The 18541-nt window shown below is 46.2% G+C and carries 18 protein-coding genes; all 18 read right to left on the bottom strand.

The annotated features are described in order from the left end of the window. Positions 1 to 13: 13 nt before the first annotated feature. Positions 14 to 895: a 4-hydroxy-tetrahydrodipicolinate synthase gene (dapA, locus tag NSS94_RS10525; protein ID WP_341039259.1), complete on the bottom strand. Its 882-nt coding sequence runs from the start codon at positions 893 to 895 to the stop codon at positions 14 to 16. A gap of 39 nt (positions 896 to 934) precedes the next feature. Next, the gene (gene dapG / locus NSS94_RS10520) at positions 935 to 2152 is read right to left on the bottom strand and encodes an aspartate kinase (protein ID WP_069011410.1); all 1218 of its coding nucleotides are present in this window, start codon (positions 2150 to 2152) and stop codon (positions 935 to 937) included. A 23-nt stretch (positions 2153 to 2175) separates the two neighbouring features. Continuing rightward, positions 2176 to 3213: an aspartate-semialdehyde dehydrogenase gene (locus tag NSS94_RS10515; protein ID WP_341039258.1), complete on the bottom strand. Its 1038-nt coding sequence runs from the start codon at positions 3211 to 3213 to the stop codon at positions 2176 to 2178. Between the two features lie 134 nt (positions 3214 to 3347). Beyond that, the gene (locus tag NSS94_RS10510; protein ID WP_029517031.1) at positions 3348 to 3941 is read right to left on the bottom strand and encodes a dipicolinate synthase subunit B; all 594 of its coding nucleotides are present in this window, start codon (positions 3939 to 3941) and stop codon (positions 3348 to 3350) included. Then, positions 3938 to 4837 (bottom strand): dipicolinate synthase subunit DpsA, encoded by a 900-nt coding sequence (dpsA, locus tag NSS94_RS10505; RefSeq protein ID WP_029517030.1) that lies wholly within the window; start codon positions 4835 to 4837, stop codon positions 3938 to 3940. Before dpsA ends, NSS94_RS10510 begins: the two co-directional genes overlap by 4 nt. Before the next feature lie 184 nt (positions 4838 to 5021). Then, positions 5022 to 5468 carry a dUTP diphosphatase gene (gene dut / locus NSS94_RS10500; RefSeq protein ID WP_039274649.1) on the bottom strand — a complete coding sequence of 149 codons (447 nt, stop codon included), beginning with the start codon at positions 5466 to 5468 and terminating at the stop codon, positions 5022 to 5024. Next, positions 5446 to 6711 carry a M16 family metallopeptidase gene (locus NSS94_RS10495; RefSeq protein WP_341039257.1) on the bottom strand — a complete coding sequence of 422 codons (1266 nt, stop codon included), beginning with the start codon at positions 6709 to 6711 and terminating at the stop codon, positions 5446 to 5448. Before NSS94_RS10495 ends, dut begins: the two co-directional genes overlap by 23 nt. 66 nt (positions 6712 to 6777) lie before the next feature. After that, positions 6778 to 7782, bottom strand: coding sequence for a polysaccharide deacetylase family protein (locus NSS94_RS10490; RefSeq protein ID WP_341039256.1), 1005 nt, complete (start codon positions 7780 to 7782; stop codon positions 6778 to 6780). Between the two features lie 229 nt (positions 7783 to 8011). Beyond that, positions 8012 to 10114 (bottom strand): polyribonucleotide nucleotidyltransferase, encoded by a 2103-nt coding sequence (pnp, locus tag NSS94_RS10485; protein ID WP_039274655.1) that lies wholly within the window; start codon positions 10112 to 10114, stop codon positions 8012 to 8014. A gap of 214 nt (positions 10115 to 10328) precedes the next feature. Beyond that, entirely contained in the window at positions 10329 to 10598 is a 270-nt protein-coding gene (gene rpsO, locus NSS94_RS10480) for a 30S ribosomal protein S15 (RefSeq protein WP_007430074.1), read from the bottom strand. 132 nt (positions 10599 to 10730) lie between these two features. Further along, a complete protein-coding gene (locus NSS94_RS10475; protein ID WP_341039254.1) occupies positions 10731 to 11669 on the bottom strand; it encodes a bifunctional riboflavin kinase/FAD synthetase in 939 nt (312 codons plus the stop codon). A gap of 169 nt (positions 11670 to 11838) precedes the next feature. After that, entirely contained in the window at positions 11839 to 12777 is a 939-nt protein-coding gene (gene truB / locus NSS94_RS10470; protein ID WP_341039253.1) for a tRNA pseudouridine(55) synthase TruB, read from the bottom strand. Continuing rightward, a complete protein-coding gene (locus tag NSS94_RS10465; RefSeq protein WP_069011407.1) occupies positions 12774 to 13751 on the bottom strand; it encodes a DHH family phosphoesterase in 978 nt (325 codons plus the stop codon). The genes truB and NSS94_RS10465 overlap by 4 nt, the downstream gene beginning before the upstream one ends. A gap of 51 nt (positions 13752 to 13802) precedes the next feature. Continuing rightward, positions 13803 to 14153: a 30S ribosome-binding factor RbfA gene (gene rbfA, locus NSS94_RS10460; protein ID WP_010346342.1), complete on the bottom strand. Its 351-nt coding sequence runs from the start codon at positions 14151 to 14153 to the stop codon at positions 13803 to 13805. Positions 14154 to 14173: 20 nt separating this feature from the next. Then, on the bottom strand, positions 14174 to 16729 hold the full coding sequence (infB, locus tag NSS94_RS10455) for a translation initiation factor IF-2 (RefSeq protein ID WP_029517022.1): 2556 nt from the start codon (positions 16727 to 16729) through the stop codon (positions 14174 to 14176). Beyond that, on the bottom strand, positions 16722 to 17045 hold the full coding sequence (locus NSS94_RS10450; RefSeq protein WP_322156797.1) for a L7Ae/L30e/S12e/Gadd45 family ribosomal protein: 324 nt from the start codon (positions 17043 to 17045) through the stop codon (positions 16722 to 16724). Before NSS94_RS10450 ends, infB begins: the two co-directional genes overlap by 8 nt. Continuing rightward, positions 17038 to 17346, bottom strand: a complete 309-nt coding sequence (gene rnpM, locus NSS94_RS10445) for an RNase P modulator RnpM (RefSeq protein WP_341039251.1) — start codon at positions 17344 to 17346, stop codon at positions 17038 to 17040. The genes NSS94_RS10450 and rnpM overlap by 8 nt, the downstream gene beginning before the upstream one ends. 23 nt (positions 17347 to 17369) lie before the next feature. Beyond that, positions 17370 to 18467 (bottom strand): transcription termination factor NusA, encoded by a 1098-nt coding sequence (gene nusA / locus NSS94_RS10440; protein WP_013309927.1) that lies wholly within the window; start codon positions 18465 to 18467, stop codon positions 17370 to 17372. Between the last annotated feature and the right edge of the window lie 74 nt (positions 18468 to 18541).

Raw genomic sequence — 18541 nt, 5'->3', positions numbered from 1 at the left:
TTCCTATTTGTCTTTAGCGGGTAAATAATTTCTTAATAAATTCCGCTTCATCCTCAGTTGGAGGAATGAGCGGCAACCGAACCGAACCAACCCTAATCCCTCGTAATTCCAATGCATATTTTACTGCCACTGGATTAGGCAGAGGATGAGGACAGCCAAACAAACCCTTGAAAATCGGGAACAACTGCTGATGCAACTTTGCTGCCTCCTGAGAGTGTCCTCCTACAAGTGAATCGATCATCTGCTTCATTTCAGCACCTACCACATGGCTCGCTACGCTGATAATACCATAAGCACCTACAGCCATAGCAGGCAACCCAGAAGCATCATCCCCGGAATAAACCAGAAAATCCTCTGGCGCTGCCGCTGCAATCTGTGTAACCTGCGCAAGTGATGCACATTCTTTGGTTCCCACAATATTTGGAATTTGTGCAAGACGCAGCGTTGTTTCAGCTGTTAGACTCGCTCCAGTACGGCTTGGAACATTATACAGTATAGCTGGAAGGGATGTGGAGTTTGCAATACTTTCGAAATGCTGATACATCCCTTCCTGATTCGGTTTATTATAATATGGCACTACCAGTAGAACACCATCTGCTCCTGCCTGCTCCGCGGCACGGGTAAGATGAATGGAGTGACGCGTATTGTTGCTGCCAGTCCCGGCAATAATTTTACATCGTCCAGCTGCTTTTTCTACAACAAAAGCAAACAACTTGATTTTCTCATCATCGCTCAGGGTAGGAGACTCTCCTGTTGTTCCAGATACAACAAGTGACTCTGAATGCTGTTCTTCTATTAAATAATCAATCAACGAGGACAATGCAGTCCAGTCAATCTCTCCTTGCTGATCAAAAGGTGTCACCATCGCGGTAATCAATCTGCCGAAGTTCACCATGCTGCCTCCTTTTTGCAAATCCGAGCACGGACCATGCACCTATTGATGGAGTTCAAATTTATTATGCAATGCGCGTACAGCCTGCACCATATCTTCTTTTTTAACAAGTACCCAGATCGTCGTGTTGGAATCTGCGGATTGAAGGATCTGTACGTCTGATTCTGCCAATGCCTCCACAATCGTCGCCATAATGCCCGGTACCCCGTTGATACCACCGCCTATGACAGAAACTTTAGCACATCCGGCCAGTATCTTAGGTTCTAGACCCAACCCGTTCAATACTTCAACCGCTTTGCTTCCATCATAATCGAACACAGTATAAACTGCCCCCGATGGCGTTACATTAATAAAATCAACGCTGATTCCATGTTCAGCCATAGATTTGAACACTTGTAATTGCAAGTGCTCCATACCCGGCTTTAATTCAACATTAATCTGAGTGACATTGCCAACATACGCAATACCGGTCACGAAACGGTCTACGATGTCTGCCTGCACGTCTTTAAAGCCTTCCGGATGGGTAACTAACGTACCTTCTCCTTCGGAGAAGGTAGAGCGAACACGGACCGGGATATTAGCCTGCATGGCGATTTCAACAGCACGAGGATGGATAACCTTTGCTCCTTGATGAGCCATATTACAAATCTCCGTATAGCTAACATGTGTAAGAGGCTTTGCGTTTTCCACAATGCGCGGATCGGCGGTCAATATACCATTCACATCCGTATAAATATCAACCATATCCGCATGTAGAGCAGCACCTAGAGCAGTAGCTGACGTATCGCTGCCTCCCCGACCCAAGGTAGTCATATCACCGTCTGCTGTTTGTCCCTGAAAACCTGTCACAATGACAACTCTGCCTTGGTTCAACTCTTCAACAACACGGTCTGGCTTTATATCCAAAATACGAGCATTGCCGTATTGATCATCCGTAATAAAGCCCGCCTGTGCCCCAGTTAGCACTGTAGCAGGAATACCTTCCTTCTCCATCAGGCTGCATAATGTAGCAGCAGAAATAATTTCACCACAGCACAGCAATAAATCCCGTTCGCGCTTTGGCAGACTGTCGCCGTTAGACACCGCCCAATCCAGCAGCGTGTCGGTGGCATAAGGCTCTCCTTTTCTCCCCATGGCCGACACAACAACAACCAATTGAAGATTTTGTTCCAGCTCCCTCTTCACATGTGCCAACACAAGTTTACGTGCTTCAGGTGTGGAAAGCGAGGTTCCTCCAAATTTTTGCACCAAAATACCCATTATTTTTCCCCCATATTGGAACGTTACTCCGCGTTTGCAGCAATAATTTCCGCGATTTGCACCGCGTTCCATGCCGCTCCTTTGAGCAGATTGTCGGATACGACCCACAAATTCAATCCACGGCTATTGCCCAAATCACGGCGTACACGCCCCACAAATACGTCAGGTTTTCCTGCAGCTTCAGATGCCAGTGGATAAAGCTGAGCAGCAGGATCGTCCACTAGCGTTACTCCCGGTGCTGAAGCCAGCAAATTACGGATTTCTTCTAAATCATAATCTTTTTTAAGTTCTACATATACAGATTCCGAGTGACCATATACAACAGGAATACGTACACACGTTGCTGTTACGTCCACCGATTCGTCACCCAGTATTTTTTTCGTTTCACGTACCATTTTCATTTCTTCCAGTGTATAACCATTGTCCTGGAATTTATCAATTTGCGGAATAGCATTGAAAGCAATCTGATGTTTTACTGGCAACGAGCCTACTGGCAACAGATCAGGCTGAACTTCATCACCGTTAAGAATCGCTGCGCTTTGACGATTCAATTCATCAATAGCTCGGCTTCCAGCCCCGGAAACGGCCTGGTATGTGGATACTATGATACGAGAAATGCCATACTGATCATATAATGGTTTCAAAGCAGCTACCATCTGAATGGTGGAGCAGTTCGGGTTCGCAATAATGCCTTGATGCTCGGCAATTTTGTCGCTGTTCACCTCAGGCACTACAAGAGGAGCTGTCGGATCCATTCGGAATGCATTGGTGTTGTCAATACAAACTGCCCCATGACGAACAGCATGCGGCGCCAATTCCTTACTTACGTCTCCACCTGCACTAAACAAAGCAATGTCGATTCCCTCAAAGCTGTCGGGGGTAGCAATCTCTACTGGAATTTGCTGACCTTTAAAGCTAATTAACGTGCCGGCAGAACGAGCCGAAGAAAGAAATTTGATTTTGTCCACAGGAAAATCCCGTTTTTCCAGCAGATTTACGATCTGTTCTCCTACAGCGCCTGTCGCTCCAACGACAGCTACATTAAACTTTCTATTGCTCATCTGGTATATCTCCCCTTCTCGACTAAAAAACCATTTTTTATTCTGAAAGCATCCACCGCCAACAAGAAATTAGACCCGATACAATATCGAATCATCTTCTAGGCGAGGGATGCTCAGCAGTTAACTATAATACTTCATGGGGTCTTGCGTTCCACAATCATCGGCTGAAGCTGTTTGCCCTGCAATGCTTCATAAGCAGCCTCCGGAATCAACTCCATGTTAGCTACAAGCGAGTTCGGCTTTTTAACTGGATTGTCCTGTCCGAACGGTACAAAAAAGATATTTTTGGCTACGAGTAATTTGGCGATATTGGCAGCATTTAGGCCCAGTCCATCATTAGTAGATATGGCTAAAAGAAGTGGACGGCCGTTGCGCAATTGCGCCTTGGCAGCCATCAAAACCGGACTGTCTGTCATCGCATTCGCTAACTTACTCATCGAATTCCCCGTCAAAGGTGCAATCACCAGCACATCGAGTATTTGGGAGGGACCCAGTGGCTCAGCCTCCACAATTGTAGAAATGATATCATTCCCTGTTATATCTTTCAACTGTTTTTGCCAACTTTGCGAAGTACCAAAGCGAGTATCCGTTGTTAGCACTGTATTGGATATAATAGGGACGACCTTTGCACCCTCATCAACAAAGCGCTGTATAACAGGCATTACCTCTTCAAATGTGCAATGTGAGCCTGTAATTGCATAACCTACTGTTTTCCCTTGCCAACTCATTGTGCATCCCCCCGATCAGGATTATCTTCCATTAACAACTGCACCAGCGTATTCGCTATAATGGCACCAGCAGTTTTGGGAGCAACAATACCGGGAAGACCAGGGGCAAGCATAGCCTTGATTCCACGCTTTTCCGCATAACGGAAATCACATCCGCCCGGGGCGGAAGCAAGATCTATAATCACGGTGCTCAGTGGCAATTTAGACAGGATTTGCGCTGTGATAATCATAGAGGGTATCGTATTAAAAATCAAGTCAACTCCCTTTGTCTCATGTGCTAAATCCCTTGTCATAAAAGGCTTCCAACCCATTTCCACGGCTCTCGCTGCATCCTCTGCCCGCCGTACTCCAACCTTCACTCTAGCTCCCAATCCCTGTAGTGCCCTTGCCATGGTAAATCCAGTCCGTCCCATGCCTAGAACCATACAATCTGCACCGTGAATCGTAAAATCAGTATGCTGAATGGCCATCATCAGTGCGCCTTCGGCCGTAGGTATAGAGTTGTATATGGCCACATCATCTCGCTCCAGCAGCTCTACCAGCTTTAACTCATGTCTGGTACAAATTTCTTTTAAGTACGTCCGCGCCATTCCTGTATATACAATACAATGAGGTGGAAGAGCAGCAGCATGCTCATTCAGGAACTGAAGCTTCTGTGCTCCGAAAAGTGCATTTACGTTGCCTTCCTCATCGCATCCCACCACCGGCAAAATCAATGCATCTGACGATTCCAGCAGCTTGACAGACAGTGGTTCTAGTGTCACTCCTTTGAGTGGTACTTCAAGCTTGTCAAAACCGACCACACTGACGGTAGCATCCATGTCCACACATTTACGGATTACCTCAAGCTGCCTCGCATCGCCACCCAAAACAACGACGCGTATTCCTGTTAGCATCCGGATCACTCCTTTCCGAGACACGATATGCTTTTAGTCTATGCGAGTGCCCGGAGAGGGGTGAAAAAACACAAAAAAAAGCCGCCTCTTTATGAGTCGACCTTTAAATGCATACATACTCTTAAGCAAGTAAATACGAAGCTTTTACAAAATAGATATTCGTCATTTTAAACCAACCATTGCCTCAGCGTCCTGTATGACCAAAGCCTCCAGCACCACGCACTGTTTCAGATAATTGGTCTACTTGTTTCAGCTCTACCTCAGGTACAGCTTGAAATACCATTTGTGCAATTCGCTCATTGCGCGTAATCGTGAACGATTCCTCGCCCAAATTAATAAGAAGTACCTTAATCTCCCCACGATAATCCGCATCAATTGTTCCCGGTGTATTGAGACAAGTAATACCATGCTTAAGAGCCAGTCCACTTCGCGGACGGATCTGTGCCTCCAATCCCGCCGGCATAGCTATTGCAAATCCGGTTGGAACGAGGCAACGCTTGCCGGGTTCCAGTACCAGATTTTCCTGTACTGCTGCATACAAGTCAAACCCTGATGCAAGCTCTGACATTTTGCGGGGCAGCTCAATATCTTCATTGCCCGCGAGTCTGTTAATTTCCACGTAAGTTAACAAAATAGTCCCTCCTCATATCATTTACCGCTGAATCACTCGCTCCCACCATCGACAGGGCAAACGGCTCCGAGAACATCCGATCCAGCACTTTGTTCACATCATTCGCCGTCACTTGCTCGATATGTTCGATCATTTGATCCAGCGTATAATGCTGACCAAGCATTAATTCATTTTTTCCAAGCCGATTCATCCGGCTACCTGTACTTTCAAGGCTTAAAATCAAACTTCCTTTTAATTGCTCCTTACCTTTAAGAAGCTCATTAGCGTCTAAACCGTTGACAGCCACATCTCGTAAAAGCTCCAGCGTCAAATCCAGCACGTCCTTTGTTTGCTTAGGAGCCGTACCTGCATAGATCGTGAACATGCCACTGTCCGCATGGGAGCTATGATAGGAATAGACCGAATAAGCAAGCCCACGCTTTTCCCGAATTTCTTGAAACAAACGTGAACTCATGCCGCCGCCGATCGCGTTATTCAGCAAAACCATAGCATACTGGAGGTCGTCACCCGTCGCAAATCCAGGTAGGGATAAACAAATATGATTTTGCTCCGTTGCTTTCTCATGATACAACAGTTCACCGTTAAACGCAGGTACTGTCAGCGGCGAAACGGTTCCATGATTGTCAAAATGTCCAAAATGTCGCTCCAACAATTCTACCAAGCGATCGTCAACATTACCAGCCACACTGATAACCGTATTGTCAATTGTATAATGTTCCCTCATATACTGGCTGAGATGTGAGCTATCCATAGCAAGCAGGTGATCTTCGGTTCCGAGAATCGGATAAGCTAGTGGATGTTCACCATAGGCGGCGCGAGATACAAGATCATGCACCATATCATCCGGTGTATCCTCATACATGGAGATTTCCTCCAAAATCACATTCTTCTCTTTTGCCAATTCTTCCTGATCTAGTTTGGAATTAAAAAACATATCAGACAGCACATCAACTGCGATCGGTAGATGCTCATCCAACACTTTGGCATAATAGCATGTATATTCCTTCGAAGTAAAAGCATTAACATTTCCTCCGATGGCATCGAATTGCTCAGCGATTTCCTTAGCGTTAAAACGCTCTGTTCCTTTGAAAAGCATGTGTTCGATAAAATGAGAGATACCGCTATTGTCCGGCGTTTCATTCCGGGAGCCCGTTTTAACCCAGATGCCGAAAGAAACTGAACGCACGGTTGGAATTTTTTCAATGACCACTCTTAGGCCGTTTTTGAGTTGAATTCTTTCCACGATTGGCCCTCCTAAACTGAATTGCATACTTAGCCATAATGTTCAATCCTAACAGAAAAAAGACGTTCACTCAACCGGAACAGGTAGTTGCCGATCAGGGGAAAGCGTCTGACTGACAGTTCCGAGCATAAGTCCCTTACTACGAATGGCATGGATCATGCCTTTGAGAGCAGCCGCTGAGGAATCTGTTGGGTGCATTAATATCAGGGAGCCTGATTCTACCTTACTACTGATTTTGTTAATCACCGATTCCGGTGACGGATGTTTCCAATCTACTGTGTCCAATGTCCACAACACTGTTTTGAGCCCACTTTCTGCTGCTATATCCACCGTTTGCTGATTAAAATCACCCGAAGGAGGGGCGAACCAGTAATTTTTGATACCCAAAGTTTCTTGAAGAAGCACTTGAGTCTTTTCAATTTCTTGTGTGGCTCTGGCCCGACTCAGACGGCTCATATTCGGATGAGAGTAAGCATGATTCGAAAGCTCATGCCCTCTTTTTTGAATCTCCTTGGCGAGATCTGGATTTTTTTTCAACCAACTTCCATCAAGAAAAAATGTAGCCTTGACCTTTTCCTGATCCAGCGTGTTCAGTATCGGCAGGATAAATTCATTCCCCCATGCTACATTGATCATGAGGGATACCATCGGCTTTTCGGGGTTCCCCCTGTAAATTGGAACATTACCAAGCTGATTTAAATGTATTTTAGGTGCCAATTGCCGATATACATATTGAATGGGTCGATCCGGAGATGCAATCGCTTTGCGATAGGTAGCATCCAAATCCACCTCCAGCCCGTTATAGCCTGGAATAGCCTTCCATACCCTGTCGATCTTGGCATCAACTGGCTCCCGCCGCTGACGGGCTGCTTCTGTTCTTAGTCGCTGCATAAGCGCATTATCGGGTAAAGCCGCCATCGCCATCGTTGTTTCAACTTTAGGCTCCCCAACTCCTGTAACGTCTCCATTGCTTAATTGATCAGCGAAGTCACGAACCCCGCTAAACTGTCCGACTACCAGTGTGATGGCTAAACTGGCTACCACCCACACTGCTCGTTTTGCCCTACTCATAATTCCTTCATCCCCCCGCCCGTTTGTCCACATTGTATGCGACGAGGACAAGAACTATGACGTAGCAAGCTCTAGAAGCTCACTTGGGTGCAGCTTGTGTATATGTATGAAAAAAGAGCCAGAAACGTAGCTCTGCCTCTTTCCAAAAGCTTAAACAATGCTATTCAAATCCCTTGTACTGTTAATACGAAAAGCTTCTCCTGCCTTTCTAGTCTGCGACATGCAGGTCCTAGGATTTTGCAGGTGCTTCTGCTGTCAGAACAGCCTTACGGGACAGATTGACACGTCCTTGTTGATCAATTTCGGTTACTTTCACCGTAATTGTATCCCCAATAGCAATTACATCTTCAACTTTGGCTACACGCTCAGTAGACAGTTGAGAAATATGAACCAGACCATCTTTACCTGGTAAAATTTCAACAAATGCACCGAATTTCTCAATCCGTTTTACTGTACCGATGTAAATCTCACCGACCACGACTTCCTTTACGATACCCTCAATAATGGAACGTGCTTTTTCATTCATCTCTTGATTTGTGGAAGCGATGAACACACGACCATCTTGTTCAATATCGATTTTCACGCCAGTTTCTTCGATGATTTTGTTGATGATTTTACCACCAGCTCCAATAACATCACGGATTTTGTCCGGGTTAATGTGCATCGTCATAATTTTTGGAGCATACGGAGACAACTGCTCACGTGGCTTCTGGATCGCTTCCATCATTTTGCTAAGAATGAACAAGCGTCCTTCTTTAGCTTGCTTGAGCGCATCCTGTAAAATCTGGCGGTCAATACCGTTAATTTTAATATCCATTTGAATGGCAGTTACGCCTTCCGCAGTACCAGCAACTTTAAAGTCCATATCGCCCAGGTGATCTTCCATACCTTGGATATCAGTCAATACAGAGACATGATCTCCATCCTTGATCAATCCCATCGCTACACCTGCAACTGGAGCTTTAATTGGTACACCTGCATCCATCATAGCCAATGTACTTGCACAAATACTAGCTTGTGAAGTCGAACCATTCGATTCCAGTACCTCAGAAACCAGACGGATGGTGTATGGAAATTCAGTTTCGGAAGGAATTACTTTGGAAAGCGCACGTTCACCAAGAGCACCATGTCCGATTTCACGACGACCTGGCGCACGCAAAGGACGAGCCTCCCCTACGCTGAATGGCGGGAAATTGTAATGATGCATGAAGCGTTTTGTTTCTTCCAAATCAATACCGTCCAAAATTTGCACATCACCCAATGCACCAAGTGTACAAATGCTAAGTGCTTGCGTTTGACCGCGTGTAAATAAGCCCGAACCATGAGTACGCGGCAAGATGCTAGTGTCGCTTTCAATCGGACGAATTTCGTCAAGCTTACGACCATCAGGACGCACTTTATCATGCGTGATCAGACGACGTACTTCTTCCTTGACGATATCATAGAGAACTTCGCTCACGTCGCTCAAAAGCTCTGGTGTCTCTATGTATTGTGCTTCAAAATGGGCAACTGTCTCTTCGTTGACTGCATCAATCGCCTCTTGACGGGCATGTTTTTCTGCAATTTTAACAGCTTCCATTAAACGTTCAGCTGCATAAGCACGTACTTCACTGTTCACTTTTTCATCAACAGCATGCAGTTTAACCTGCATTTTCTCTTTACCTGCTACTTGCACCAATTGTTCAATGACTGCCACAATGTTCTTAATCTCATCATGACCGAACATAATGGCTTCCAGCATAACTTCCTCTGGAATCTCATTGCCTTCGGCTTCTACCATCATGATGGCATCTTTCGTTCCGGCTACAACCAGGTACATGTCGCTTGCATTCTGCTGTGCAATATCCGGGTTAATCACAAATTGTCCGTCTACACGTCCTACAGCGACTCCACCGATTGGCCCATTAAAAGGTACATCCGAAATGCTAAGTGCTGCCGAGGTTCCGATCATTGCTGCAATTTCAGGTTCGCAATCCTGATCGACACTCATAACCAGGTTCAACACCTGTACATCATTCCGGAAACCTTCCGGGAACAATGGGCGAATTGGACGGTCTGTCAAACGGCTGGACAAAATTGCTTTTTGACTCGGACGTCCTTCACGTTTAATAAATCCGCCAGGAATTTTCCCCACAGCATACAATCTTTCCTCATAGTTTACGGTCAGTGGAAAAAAATCCAAATCTTTCGGCTCACGGGAAGCGGTCACGGTACAAAGCACAACTGTTTCTCCGTAACTCACTTTAACTGCCGCATTGGCTTGTTTCGCAAGACGTCCTGTTTCCAGCACCAGCTTTCTTCCGCCGAGCTGCATTTCTACGCGTTGCTCCATGGTATCCCTCCATTTCATTTCATTGTAAAAGTTCTATACATATTCAGTATTTCCTGCGCAGGTCTTATTCATAAGAAGCTCGCAGGCAAATCAGGATATGTAATTCAAAAAAAGATTCCTCATTTCAAAAAAGAACCCGGCTGCTGTCCGCCGTCGCCTTAGCAGGGACAAGCGGTGAACAACCAGGCTTCTTTTCTCATTACATGTCTGAAAATTAACGACGCAGTCCGAGACGCTCGATCAACGCACTGTAACGTTTAACATCAGTCTTCTTCAGGTAAGCCAAAAGTTTACGACGCTGACCGACCATTTTCAACAACCCGCGGCGGGAGTGATGGTCTTTCTTGTGCGAACGAAAGTGACTTTGCAAGTTGACGATGTTTTCAGTAAGGATAGCGATTTGTACCTCTGGTGATCCTGTATCGGATTCATGAGTTTTGTACTCCTCGATCAATTGCTGTTTACGTTCTTGAGTCAATGCCATCCTGTTCACCTCCTTCATTATAATCGCCATTAGCCTCGTAGCCGCCGGTGAAAGCGGACAACCAAGCTAAGGTTCATCGTTGTTTACACAACATAAGTCAGTATAACACAGCGCCTGTCTTATGTAAATAAATTAGCCTAACAGCTTTTTAGCCGTTTGTGCGTCATTGCCAATTTGGTTGATCAGCTCATCCACCGAAGAGAATTTGCGTTCAGGACGGATGTAGTGGTGAAGCTCCACAAGTACAGACTCTCCATAAATTTGCTGATTAAAATCAAATAGATGTACCTCAAACGACGGATTCAGCACACCTTCATGGAAAGTAGGCTTAACCCCTACATTCATTACACCGTTTATCCAACGATCACCTACTAGTGCTCGTACAGCGTATACACCCTTGATCGGAATCGCGTAAGTATCACTCAGTTTGAGATTAGCGGTCGGAAAACCGATCGTACGTCCACGCTTCTCCCCATCCATTACAGTACCCTGGATACGATAAGGACGTCCCAACCAGCGAGAGGCATGCGCTAGATCCCCAGTCTGTAAAGCACGGCGAATTCCAGAGCTGCTCACCTTGTCCCCATCCAGTTCGAACGGTGGTACGGTGTGCACAGACATCAGCTTTCCTCCCAGCGTCCGAAGTGTATTCTCATGCCCTGCTCCCCGGTGGCCAAACCGAAAATCAAAGCCTACTACCGCTGTTCGAATTTGCAATGGAAGCAGCACGTCGCTCATAAACGCCTCAGGGCTGACCTTGGAAAATTCTTCGTTAAAACTCAAAATATAAAGTACATCCACACCCATATCAGCCAGAATAGTCTGCTTGTCCGCAAGCGGTGTCAAATAACCTTCATAATCGCCTTTTTTCATGACTTCCTTCGGATGAGGGTGAAATGTCATGACAGATACCGGCATTTGCTGTTCACGAGCCAGCGCAACGGCCTCGCGTATCACGCTTGCGTGTCCAAGATGAAGACCATCAAACTGACCGATCGCCGTGACCTGTGGACGTCCCCATTGCTGCAAAAGCTCATCACTCAATGGATAAGATAACGATACGGTAATCATTATTAATTCACCTGCATTTCACATCATTTGACTAACTTCGTCAAAATTATAGCACAATTCAAGGTAAGAAAAACGTCTATCGACGTAATTCACGGAAGCCAGATCACGCCTAGCGGAAGTTTTTCTTGCAATTATAGAATTGTTCAGCTCCCCTGAAAATCTATAAATTCTATAATCTTAAAAAAACTTTAATGGGAGCAATCGCGTCTGATTCATCCCGACCAAATATGCCTAAAAACGTTTTATCCTCTTTATACAAACGGAAGGGCTGGTTGTCCGTCACAGGTGGTGAAATCATATTCAGCGACAGGCGCTGGCCTTGCAGAGCCGCAGTTACCTTGGCTTCAGCCACTATATGCTCAGGCATATAGTCAATCGCCTGATCCGTTGTAATAAGTCGCTCTCCAAGACTGCCATCCGCTACGAAATGCTCTATCTCTTCGAAAGTCAGACAACGTTCCGCAGGAATTCCCGCAGACATGGTTCGCTCCAGCTTGACCATCGTTGAAGGATATCCTAATTCACGGCCAATATCAACACATAGTGTACGGATATAAGTACCTTTGGAGCATAAGGCACGAAAAGAAATATCCACATACCCCTCCGTCTCCGCGAATCCCGTCATCTCCAACTCATAAATGCTTACTTCACGGCTTTGGCGCTCAACAGTTTTGCCTTCTCGAGCCAGTTCGTATAGGCGTTTGCCGTCCACTTTTAGCGCGGAGTACATTGGAGGCACTTGGGAGATCGTACCAACAAAACGCTTCAGAACCGCTTTGACTTCCACTTCCGTCACCTCTACTGGACGTTCACTTTCTTCCGTAATTTTCCCAGTCAGGTCCTCGGTATCCGTGGCAATGCCTAATCGCAGTGTAGCCCGATATTCCTTGGGCCGCTCTTGCATGTATTCCACCACGCGGGTGGCACGTCCCAGACACAAGGGCAAAACACCGGTTACTTGCGGATCAAGCGTTCCAGTGTGTCCGATTCGCTTCATACCTAATAAACGGCGAGCCTTGGCCACCACATCATGAGAGGTAAATCCAGCAGGTTTATAGACTGGTAGGACGCCTTCCCAAGCTGCTTGTTCCTTCTTTATCGGGTTCATAGCTCAGACTTCACCCGCCCTACAACTGTCTTAATGATATCTTCCAGTTTACCCTCTAGCCGACAGCCAGCCGCACGTACATGTCCACCGCCTCCAAATGATTGAGCCAGCGCGGCTACATCTACATTCCCTGCCGATCTCAAGCTGGCCTTGACCGCTTGATCATTAATAACCTTAAAGAAAATGCCTACCTCAACACCACGAATATTTCTTGGGTAATTCACGATGCCTTCCAAGTCCTCATTTACAGCGCCACATTCTGTCATATCGTCAGGTGATACAACGACCCAAGCGACTTTTCCATCCTCGGACATCGTGAGCGTTTGCAATGCTTTTGTCAGCACCTTCATTTGTGGAAAGGTCATTTCCTCGAGCAATTTCTCAGATAAAGAGGGACCATCTACACCGTAAGCAAGTAACTGTGACACAGCAGACATCACTTTCGGTGAAGTGTTGGAATAACGGAAACCTCCTGTATCCGTTAGCAACCCTGTATATAAAGCCGTTGCTACTTCGACGTCCCAGGTTACTGCAAACTCTTCCAGTAGATCAAAAAGAATTTCCGCTGTTGCCGCAGCATCCGACTTAATCACATTAACTGTACCATAAGCATCATTTGTTGGATGATGATCAATATTCAGGATAATGGCATCTTCCGTAAAAAACTGCTCAGTCAAACCAACACGACGGTAATCCGCACAATCTACACAAATGATCCGATTGTATTTCCGTTCTGGCGGTTGCTGGCTCATATCCATAATCTCATCGGCATGCCATAAAAAATCCATGCGCTTGGGAATAGGTCCCTCATTCAGCATGGTAAATTTCTTCCCCAGACATGAGAGAAGCCAGCCCACCGTTACGGTGGAGCTGACTGCGTCTCCGTCCGGCTGTACATGCGATACGATCAGGTAATCATCATGCTCCAGAATAAATTCCTTCGCTTGTTGAAGCGCCTGTTCATAGGTATGCATTGCCTTCTCCTTTACATTCAGTTCATGGTTCCTTCAGACAAACTAAAAGTTTTATTTTTCATCCTTGTCGATATCACTCAGCAGTTTTTCAATTCGACTGCCGTAAGCAATAGATTCGTCAATTTTGAAAATCAACTCAGGAATATGGCGCAGCCGTATCCGTTTGCCGAGTTCAGAACGAAGATAACCGTTCGCTTTGTCCAATGCTTTCAGGGAAGAATTTTTTTGTTCTTCATCCCCGAGCACGCTCAAGTATATTTTCGCTTGGGACAAATCATTTGTAAGATCGACACCCGTTACCGTGATAAAACCGATGCGGGGGTCTTTTAATTCAGTTTGGATGAGTTGGCTTAGCTCCTTCTTGATCTGCTCACCAACCCGACCTGTACGTATTTTAGCCATGGATGCTCACCTCTCTGCCGTTAGCGCTCCACTGTTTCCATGACGAACGCTTCAATAATGTCGAGTTCCTTAACATCATTATAGCCATCAAGGGTAATACCGCATTCGTAACCTTGGGCAACTTCTTTTGCGTCGTCCTTAAAGCGTTTCAGTGAGTCGATTTTACCTTCAAAAATGACGATGCCATCACGAATCAGGCGTGCTTCTGCTGAACGGGTAATTTTACCGGATGTCACCATACAACCAGCGATCGTACCGACTTTAGTAACTTTGAACACGTTACGTACTTCAGCATGCCCAATCACATTTTCTTTATATTCAGGATCCAGCATGCCCTTCATGGCTTGCTCTATTTCTTCAATGACATTGTAAATGACACGGTGTAGACGAATGTCCACTTTTTCAGCTTCCGCTGTAGATTTCGCCTGGTTATCCGGACGAACATTAAAACCAATGACAATAGCATTGGAAGCTGCGGCCAAAATAATATCGGATTCGGTGATTGCTCCTGCACCACTGTGAAGAATTTTAACGCGCACACCTTCGACTTCAATCTTGTTCAAGGAACCTTTCAACGCTTCGACAGAACCTTGCACGTCACCTTTAATAATGACGTTCAGATCCTTCATTTCGCCATCCTTGATGTGTTGGAACAGGTCATCCAGTGTTACGCGTGTATTACTGCCCAGATCAGATTGGCGTTGTGTGATCGCACGTCTGTCAGCAATAGCGCGTGCTTTCCGCTCATCCTCAAACACCATGAATGGATCGCCAGCAAGTGGAACTTCTGTCAAACCAGTAATTTCAACTGGAGTGGAAGGACCTGCTTCCTTAAGACGACGACCTTTATCGTTGACCATGGCACGCACACGTCCGAAGCAGTTACCCGCTACGAAAGCATCGCCAACTTTCAGTGTACCATTCTGAACGAGGATACGAGCCACAGAACCGCGGCCTTTATCCAGTTCTGCCTCGATGATGGTACCACGTGCCCGTTTGTTCGGATTCGCTTTGTACTCATTCACTTCAGCTACGAGCAGAATCATTTCGAGCAGGTCTTCCAGACCCATTCTTTGTTTCGCGGAAACGTTGACGAAAATCGTATCGCCGCCCCACTCTTCAGGTACCAATTCATATTCAGTGAGTTCTTGCTTCACTTTATCCGGGTTGGCATCTGGTTTGTCGATCTTGTTCACAGCTACGATAATTGGCAGACCTGCCGCCTTCGCATGGTTAATAGCTTCGACCGTCTGAGGCATAACACCGTCATCAGCTGCAACCACGATAATCGTCATATCTGTCACTTGAGCACCACGTGCACGCATAGCAGTAAAGGCTTCGTGACCCGGTGTATCCAGGAAAGTGATTTTTTTGCTGTTAATTTCAACTTGGTATGCACCAATATGCTGTGTAATACCGCCAGCTTCGCCACCAGTTACATTAGTCGAGCGAATGGCATCCAGCAAAGTTGTTTTACCATGATCGACGTGACCCATAATCGTTACAACGGGTGGACGTGTTTTCAGATCCGCAGGATCATCATTTTCTTCCACCGTTTCAAAACGATCTTCTTCGACCGGAATTTTCACTTCTACCTCGACACCAAAGTCTCCGGCAAGCAAGAGGATAGTATCCATATCCAGTTCCTGGTTAATGGTCGCCATCGTTCCGAGCATAATCAGCTTTTTGATGACTTCTGACGCATCCTTGTGAAGAAGCTTGGCAGTTTCGCCTACGGTCATCTCACCACGAACAATAATTTTCTTTGGCGTGTTGTCGATTTTCTCACGACGTTCCTGTTGTTGACCTTTACCACGATTGTTAAATTTCCCGCCACGATTGCTACCACCGCGATTATTGCCTCCACGACCACCGTTACCACCGCGTCCGCCGCCTTGACGGTTATCGTCAAAACGTCCTTGACCGGAACGGTTACCACCGTTGTTGGAGTTACTGCCTGTACGGTTGCCACCACTACGGTTCGCATTGTTGCTACCTGTGGAGGATGATGTTCTTACAGCCGTACCACCCTGACTACTTCCCTGAGGGCGTGAGTTAGTGCTTTGGCTACCTTGAGGACGCGAACCTGTGTTACCGCCGGGACGCTGTTGTCCTCCCTGTTGTTGACCATTACTGCGGTTTTGTGTACTTTGCTGACCAGTGGGTCTGCTAGTACTTTGTTGACTGCGGTTTTGACCGCCCTGCTGACTGCTTTGCGCTTTTGGAGCGCTGCTTCGGTTACTGTTTTGGTTGTTGTTTGTCCTATTCATACTTACCTGCTTTTCCTGTTGATTTTTGGTTTGCTCAGTTGAATGATTACTATTCTGGCTTGAACCGGCCTGATTCGAGCTTACTTGCACCGTACCTGCTTCGCCTTGCTTGGCCGCAGCATTGGATTTAATATTCTTAAAAAAACTTTCCACTTTACCTACGGCATCATGTTCCATGACGCTCATATGGTTGTTCACGGGAATATCCAGCCGTTTAAGAATGGTGATAATTTCTTTGCTGCTCATGTTCAACGATTTGGCGTATTCGTATACCCGCACTTTGTCTTTGTTTTCTTGTTTACTCAATATACTCCACCTCCGACATTATCCCCGCATGTTTCTTGATCAATTTCGCGAATCCTTGATCCGTCACAGCCAGCACAACCCGTTCAGGCTTGCCGATACTACTTCCCAAGCTTTCCCGGTCAAATCCTATCATTAAGGGGATTTTGTACGTCCCGCATTTGTCGCGGAATTTCTTTTGAGTATTCATTGAAGCATCTTTCGCAAGAATGACCAGCTTGGCTTCTGAAGACCTGATCGCTTTATAAACGATCTCATCACCTGTTAGCAGCTTGCCAGCTCTCATGGCAAGACCCAATCCAGACAGCGCCTTATTCATCCTGCACGCTGCCTTGTGCCGCCAGGAATTCTTCCTCGACGGCAGCAAAATCACGACTTAGCTGCTCATAAATATCAGGATGAACCGAGTGCTTCAATGCTCGATCCAGTGCCTTGCTCTTTTGAGCCAGCTTGAAGCAGGCGACTTTGCCGCACAAGTAAGCGCCGCGTCCCGACTTTTTGCCAGTCAAGTCAATCAACACTTCGTCTTCAGGGGTTTTGACGACACGGATCAACTGCTTCTTTGGCATCATTTCATGACAGGCCACACATTTGCGCAAAGGTATCTTTCTCTGTTTCATGCATTAACCCCCCTACACTCCGCTTAATCTACAGAAACGGAATCCTGATGCATTTCATCGGTGGATGTTCTCGGTCTGCCGAGTTCTTCCTCCGCCTGTGTTTCACTCTTAATATCAATTTTCCAACCCGTAAGCTTAGCAGCAAGGCGGGCATTTTGTCCTTTGATACCAATAGCAAGAGAAAGCTGATAATCAGGCACAATAACACGCGCCATTTTCTCTTCTTCAAACACCTGCACTTCGAGCACCTTGGATGGACTCAGCGCATTAGCCACGTATTCATCAACATTATCGGAATAACGTACAATGTCGATTTTTTCGCCACGCAGCTCGTTCACAATAGTCTGTACACGTGTTCCTCTAGGACCCACACAAGAGCCGACCGGATCCACCTCGGCGTTCCGGGAATGAACCGCGATTTTAGAACGGAAGCCTGCTTCACGCGCTACGGAACGAATCTCTACAACACCATCAAAAATTTCAGGCACTTCGAGTTCGAACAAACGCTTAAGCAGACCCGGATGTGATCGAGACAGCATAATTTGCGGTCCTTTGGTTGTGTTTTCTACTTTGGTAATATAAGCCTTAATTCGATCCAGATGGCTAAATTTCTCATTAGGCATCAATTCGCCTAACGGGAGAACCGCTTCCACCTTACCAAGATCAATATAAATGTTACGTGGGTCTTGGCGCTGTACAGTTCCTGTTACAATATCTTCTTCCTTGTCCACAAACTTGTTGTAGATCAGTCCCCGTTCCGCTTCGCGGATACGCTGGGTCACGACCTGCTTCGCAGTTTGTGCAGCAATCCGTCCAAAATCACGTGGTGTAACTTCAATTTCAGCGATATCTTCCAACTGAAAATGCGGGTTAATCTCACGAGCCGCAGGCAACGAAATCTCGGTGCGAGGATCCAATACCTCCTCAACGATCAGCTTGCGGGCATATACCTTAATGACTCCCGAGTTGCGGTTCATATCAACACGCACGTTTTGTGCGGTGTTGAAATTCCGTTTGTAACTAGAAATCAAGGCTGCTTCAATGGCCTCAAACAGCACATCCTTGCTGATCCCCTTTTCTCTTTCCAACTCGTTCATTGCTTCAATAAAATCCATACTCATGGATTACTGCTCCCCCTTTCAAATGATGCACCTGCGTACTGGTCGGCACACGAGGCAAAAAAACATGTAGTACA

The organism is Paenibacillus sp. FSL L8-0644, assembly GCF_038008165.1.
In the GTDB taxonomy this organism is placed as follows: domain Bacteria; phylum Bacillota; class Bacilli; order Paenibacillales; family Paenibacillaceae; genus Paenibacillus; species Paenibacillus polymyxa_D.
The sequence above is the reverse complement of the archived record's forward strand: the minus strand, read 5'-3'. Positions and strand labels throughout refer to the sequence as shown.

Excerpts from the sequence above, each read along its gene's own strand:
- dapA (WP_341039259.1), bottom strand. The coding sequence starts at position 895 with ATGGTGAACTTCGGCAGATTGATTACCGCGATGGTGACACCTTTTGAT.
- dapG (WP_069011410.1), bottom strand. The coding sequence starts at position 2,152 with ATGGGTATTTTGGTGCAAAAATTTGGAGGAACCTCGCTTTCCACACCT.
- NSS94_RS10515 (WP_341039258.1), bottom strand. The coding sequence starts at position 3,213 with ATGAGCAATAGAAAGTTTAATGTAGCTGTCGTTGGAGCGACAGGCGCT.
- NSS94_RS10510 (WP_029517031.1), bottom strand. The coding sequence starts at position 3,941 with ATGAGTTGGCAAGGGAAAACAGTAGGTTATGCAATTACAGGCTCACAT.
- dpsA (WP_029517030.1), bottom strand. The coding sequence starts at position 4,837 with ATGCTAACAGGAATACGCGTCGTTGTTTTGGGTGGCGATGCGAGGCAG.
- NSS94_RS10490 (WP_341039256.1), bottom strand. The coding sequence starts at position 7,782 with ATGAGTAGGGCAAAACGAGCAGTGTGGGTGGTAGCCAGTTTAGCCATC.
- pnp (WP_039274655.1), bottom strand. The coding sequence starts at position 10,114 with ATGGAGCAACGCGTAGAAATGCAGCTCGGCGGAAGAAAGCTGGTGCTG.
- rpsO (WP_007430074.1), bottom strand. The coding sequence starts at position 10,598 with ATGGCATTGACTCAAGAACGTAAACAGCAATTGATCGAGGAGTACAAA.
- NSS94_RS10475 (WP_341039254.1), bottom strand. The coding sequence starts at position 11,669 with ATGATTACCGTATCGTTATCTTATCCATTGAGTGATGAGCTTTTGCAG.
- truB (WP_341039253.1), bottom strand. The coding sequence starts at position 12,777 with ATGAACCCGATAAAGAAGGAACAAGCAGCTTGGGAAGGCGTCCTACCA.
- NSS94_RS10465 (WP_069011407.1), bottom strand. The coding sequence starts at position 13,751 with ATGCATACCTATGAACAGGCGCTTCAACAAGCGAAGGAATTTATTCTG.
- rbfA (WP_010346342.1), bottom strand. The coding sequence starts at position 14,153 with ATGGCTAAAATACGTACAGGTCGGGTTGGTGAGCAGATCAAGAAGGAG.
- NSS94_RS10450 (WP_322156797.1), bottom strand. The coding sequence starts at position 17,045 with ATGAATAAGGCGCTGTCTGGATTGGGTCTTGCCATGAGAGCTGGCAAG.
- rnpM (WP_341039251.1), bottom strand. The coding sequence starts at position 17,346 with ATGAAACAGAGAAAGATACCTTTGCGCAAATGTGTGGCCTGTCATGAA.
- nusA (WP_013309927.1), bottom strand. The coding sequence starts at position 18,467 with ATGAGTATGGATTTTATTGAAGCAATGAACGAGTTGGAAAGAGAAAAG.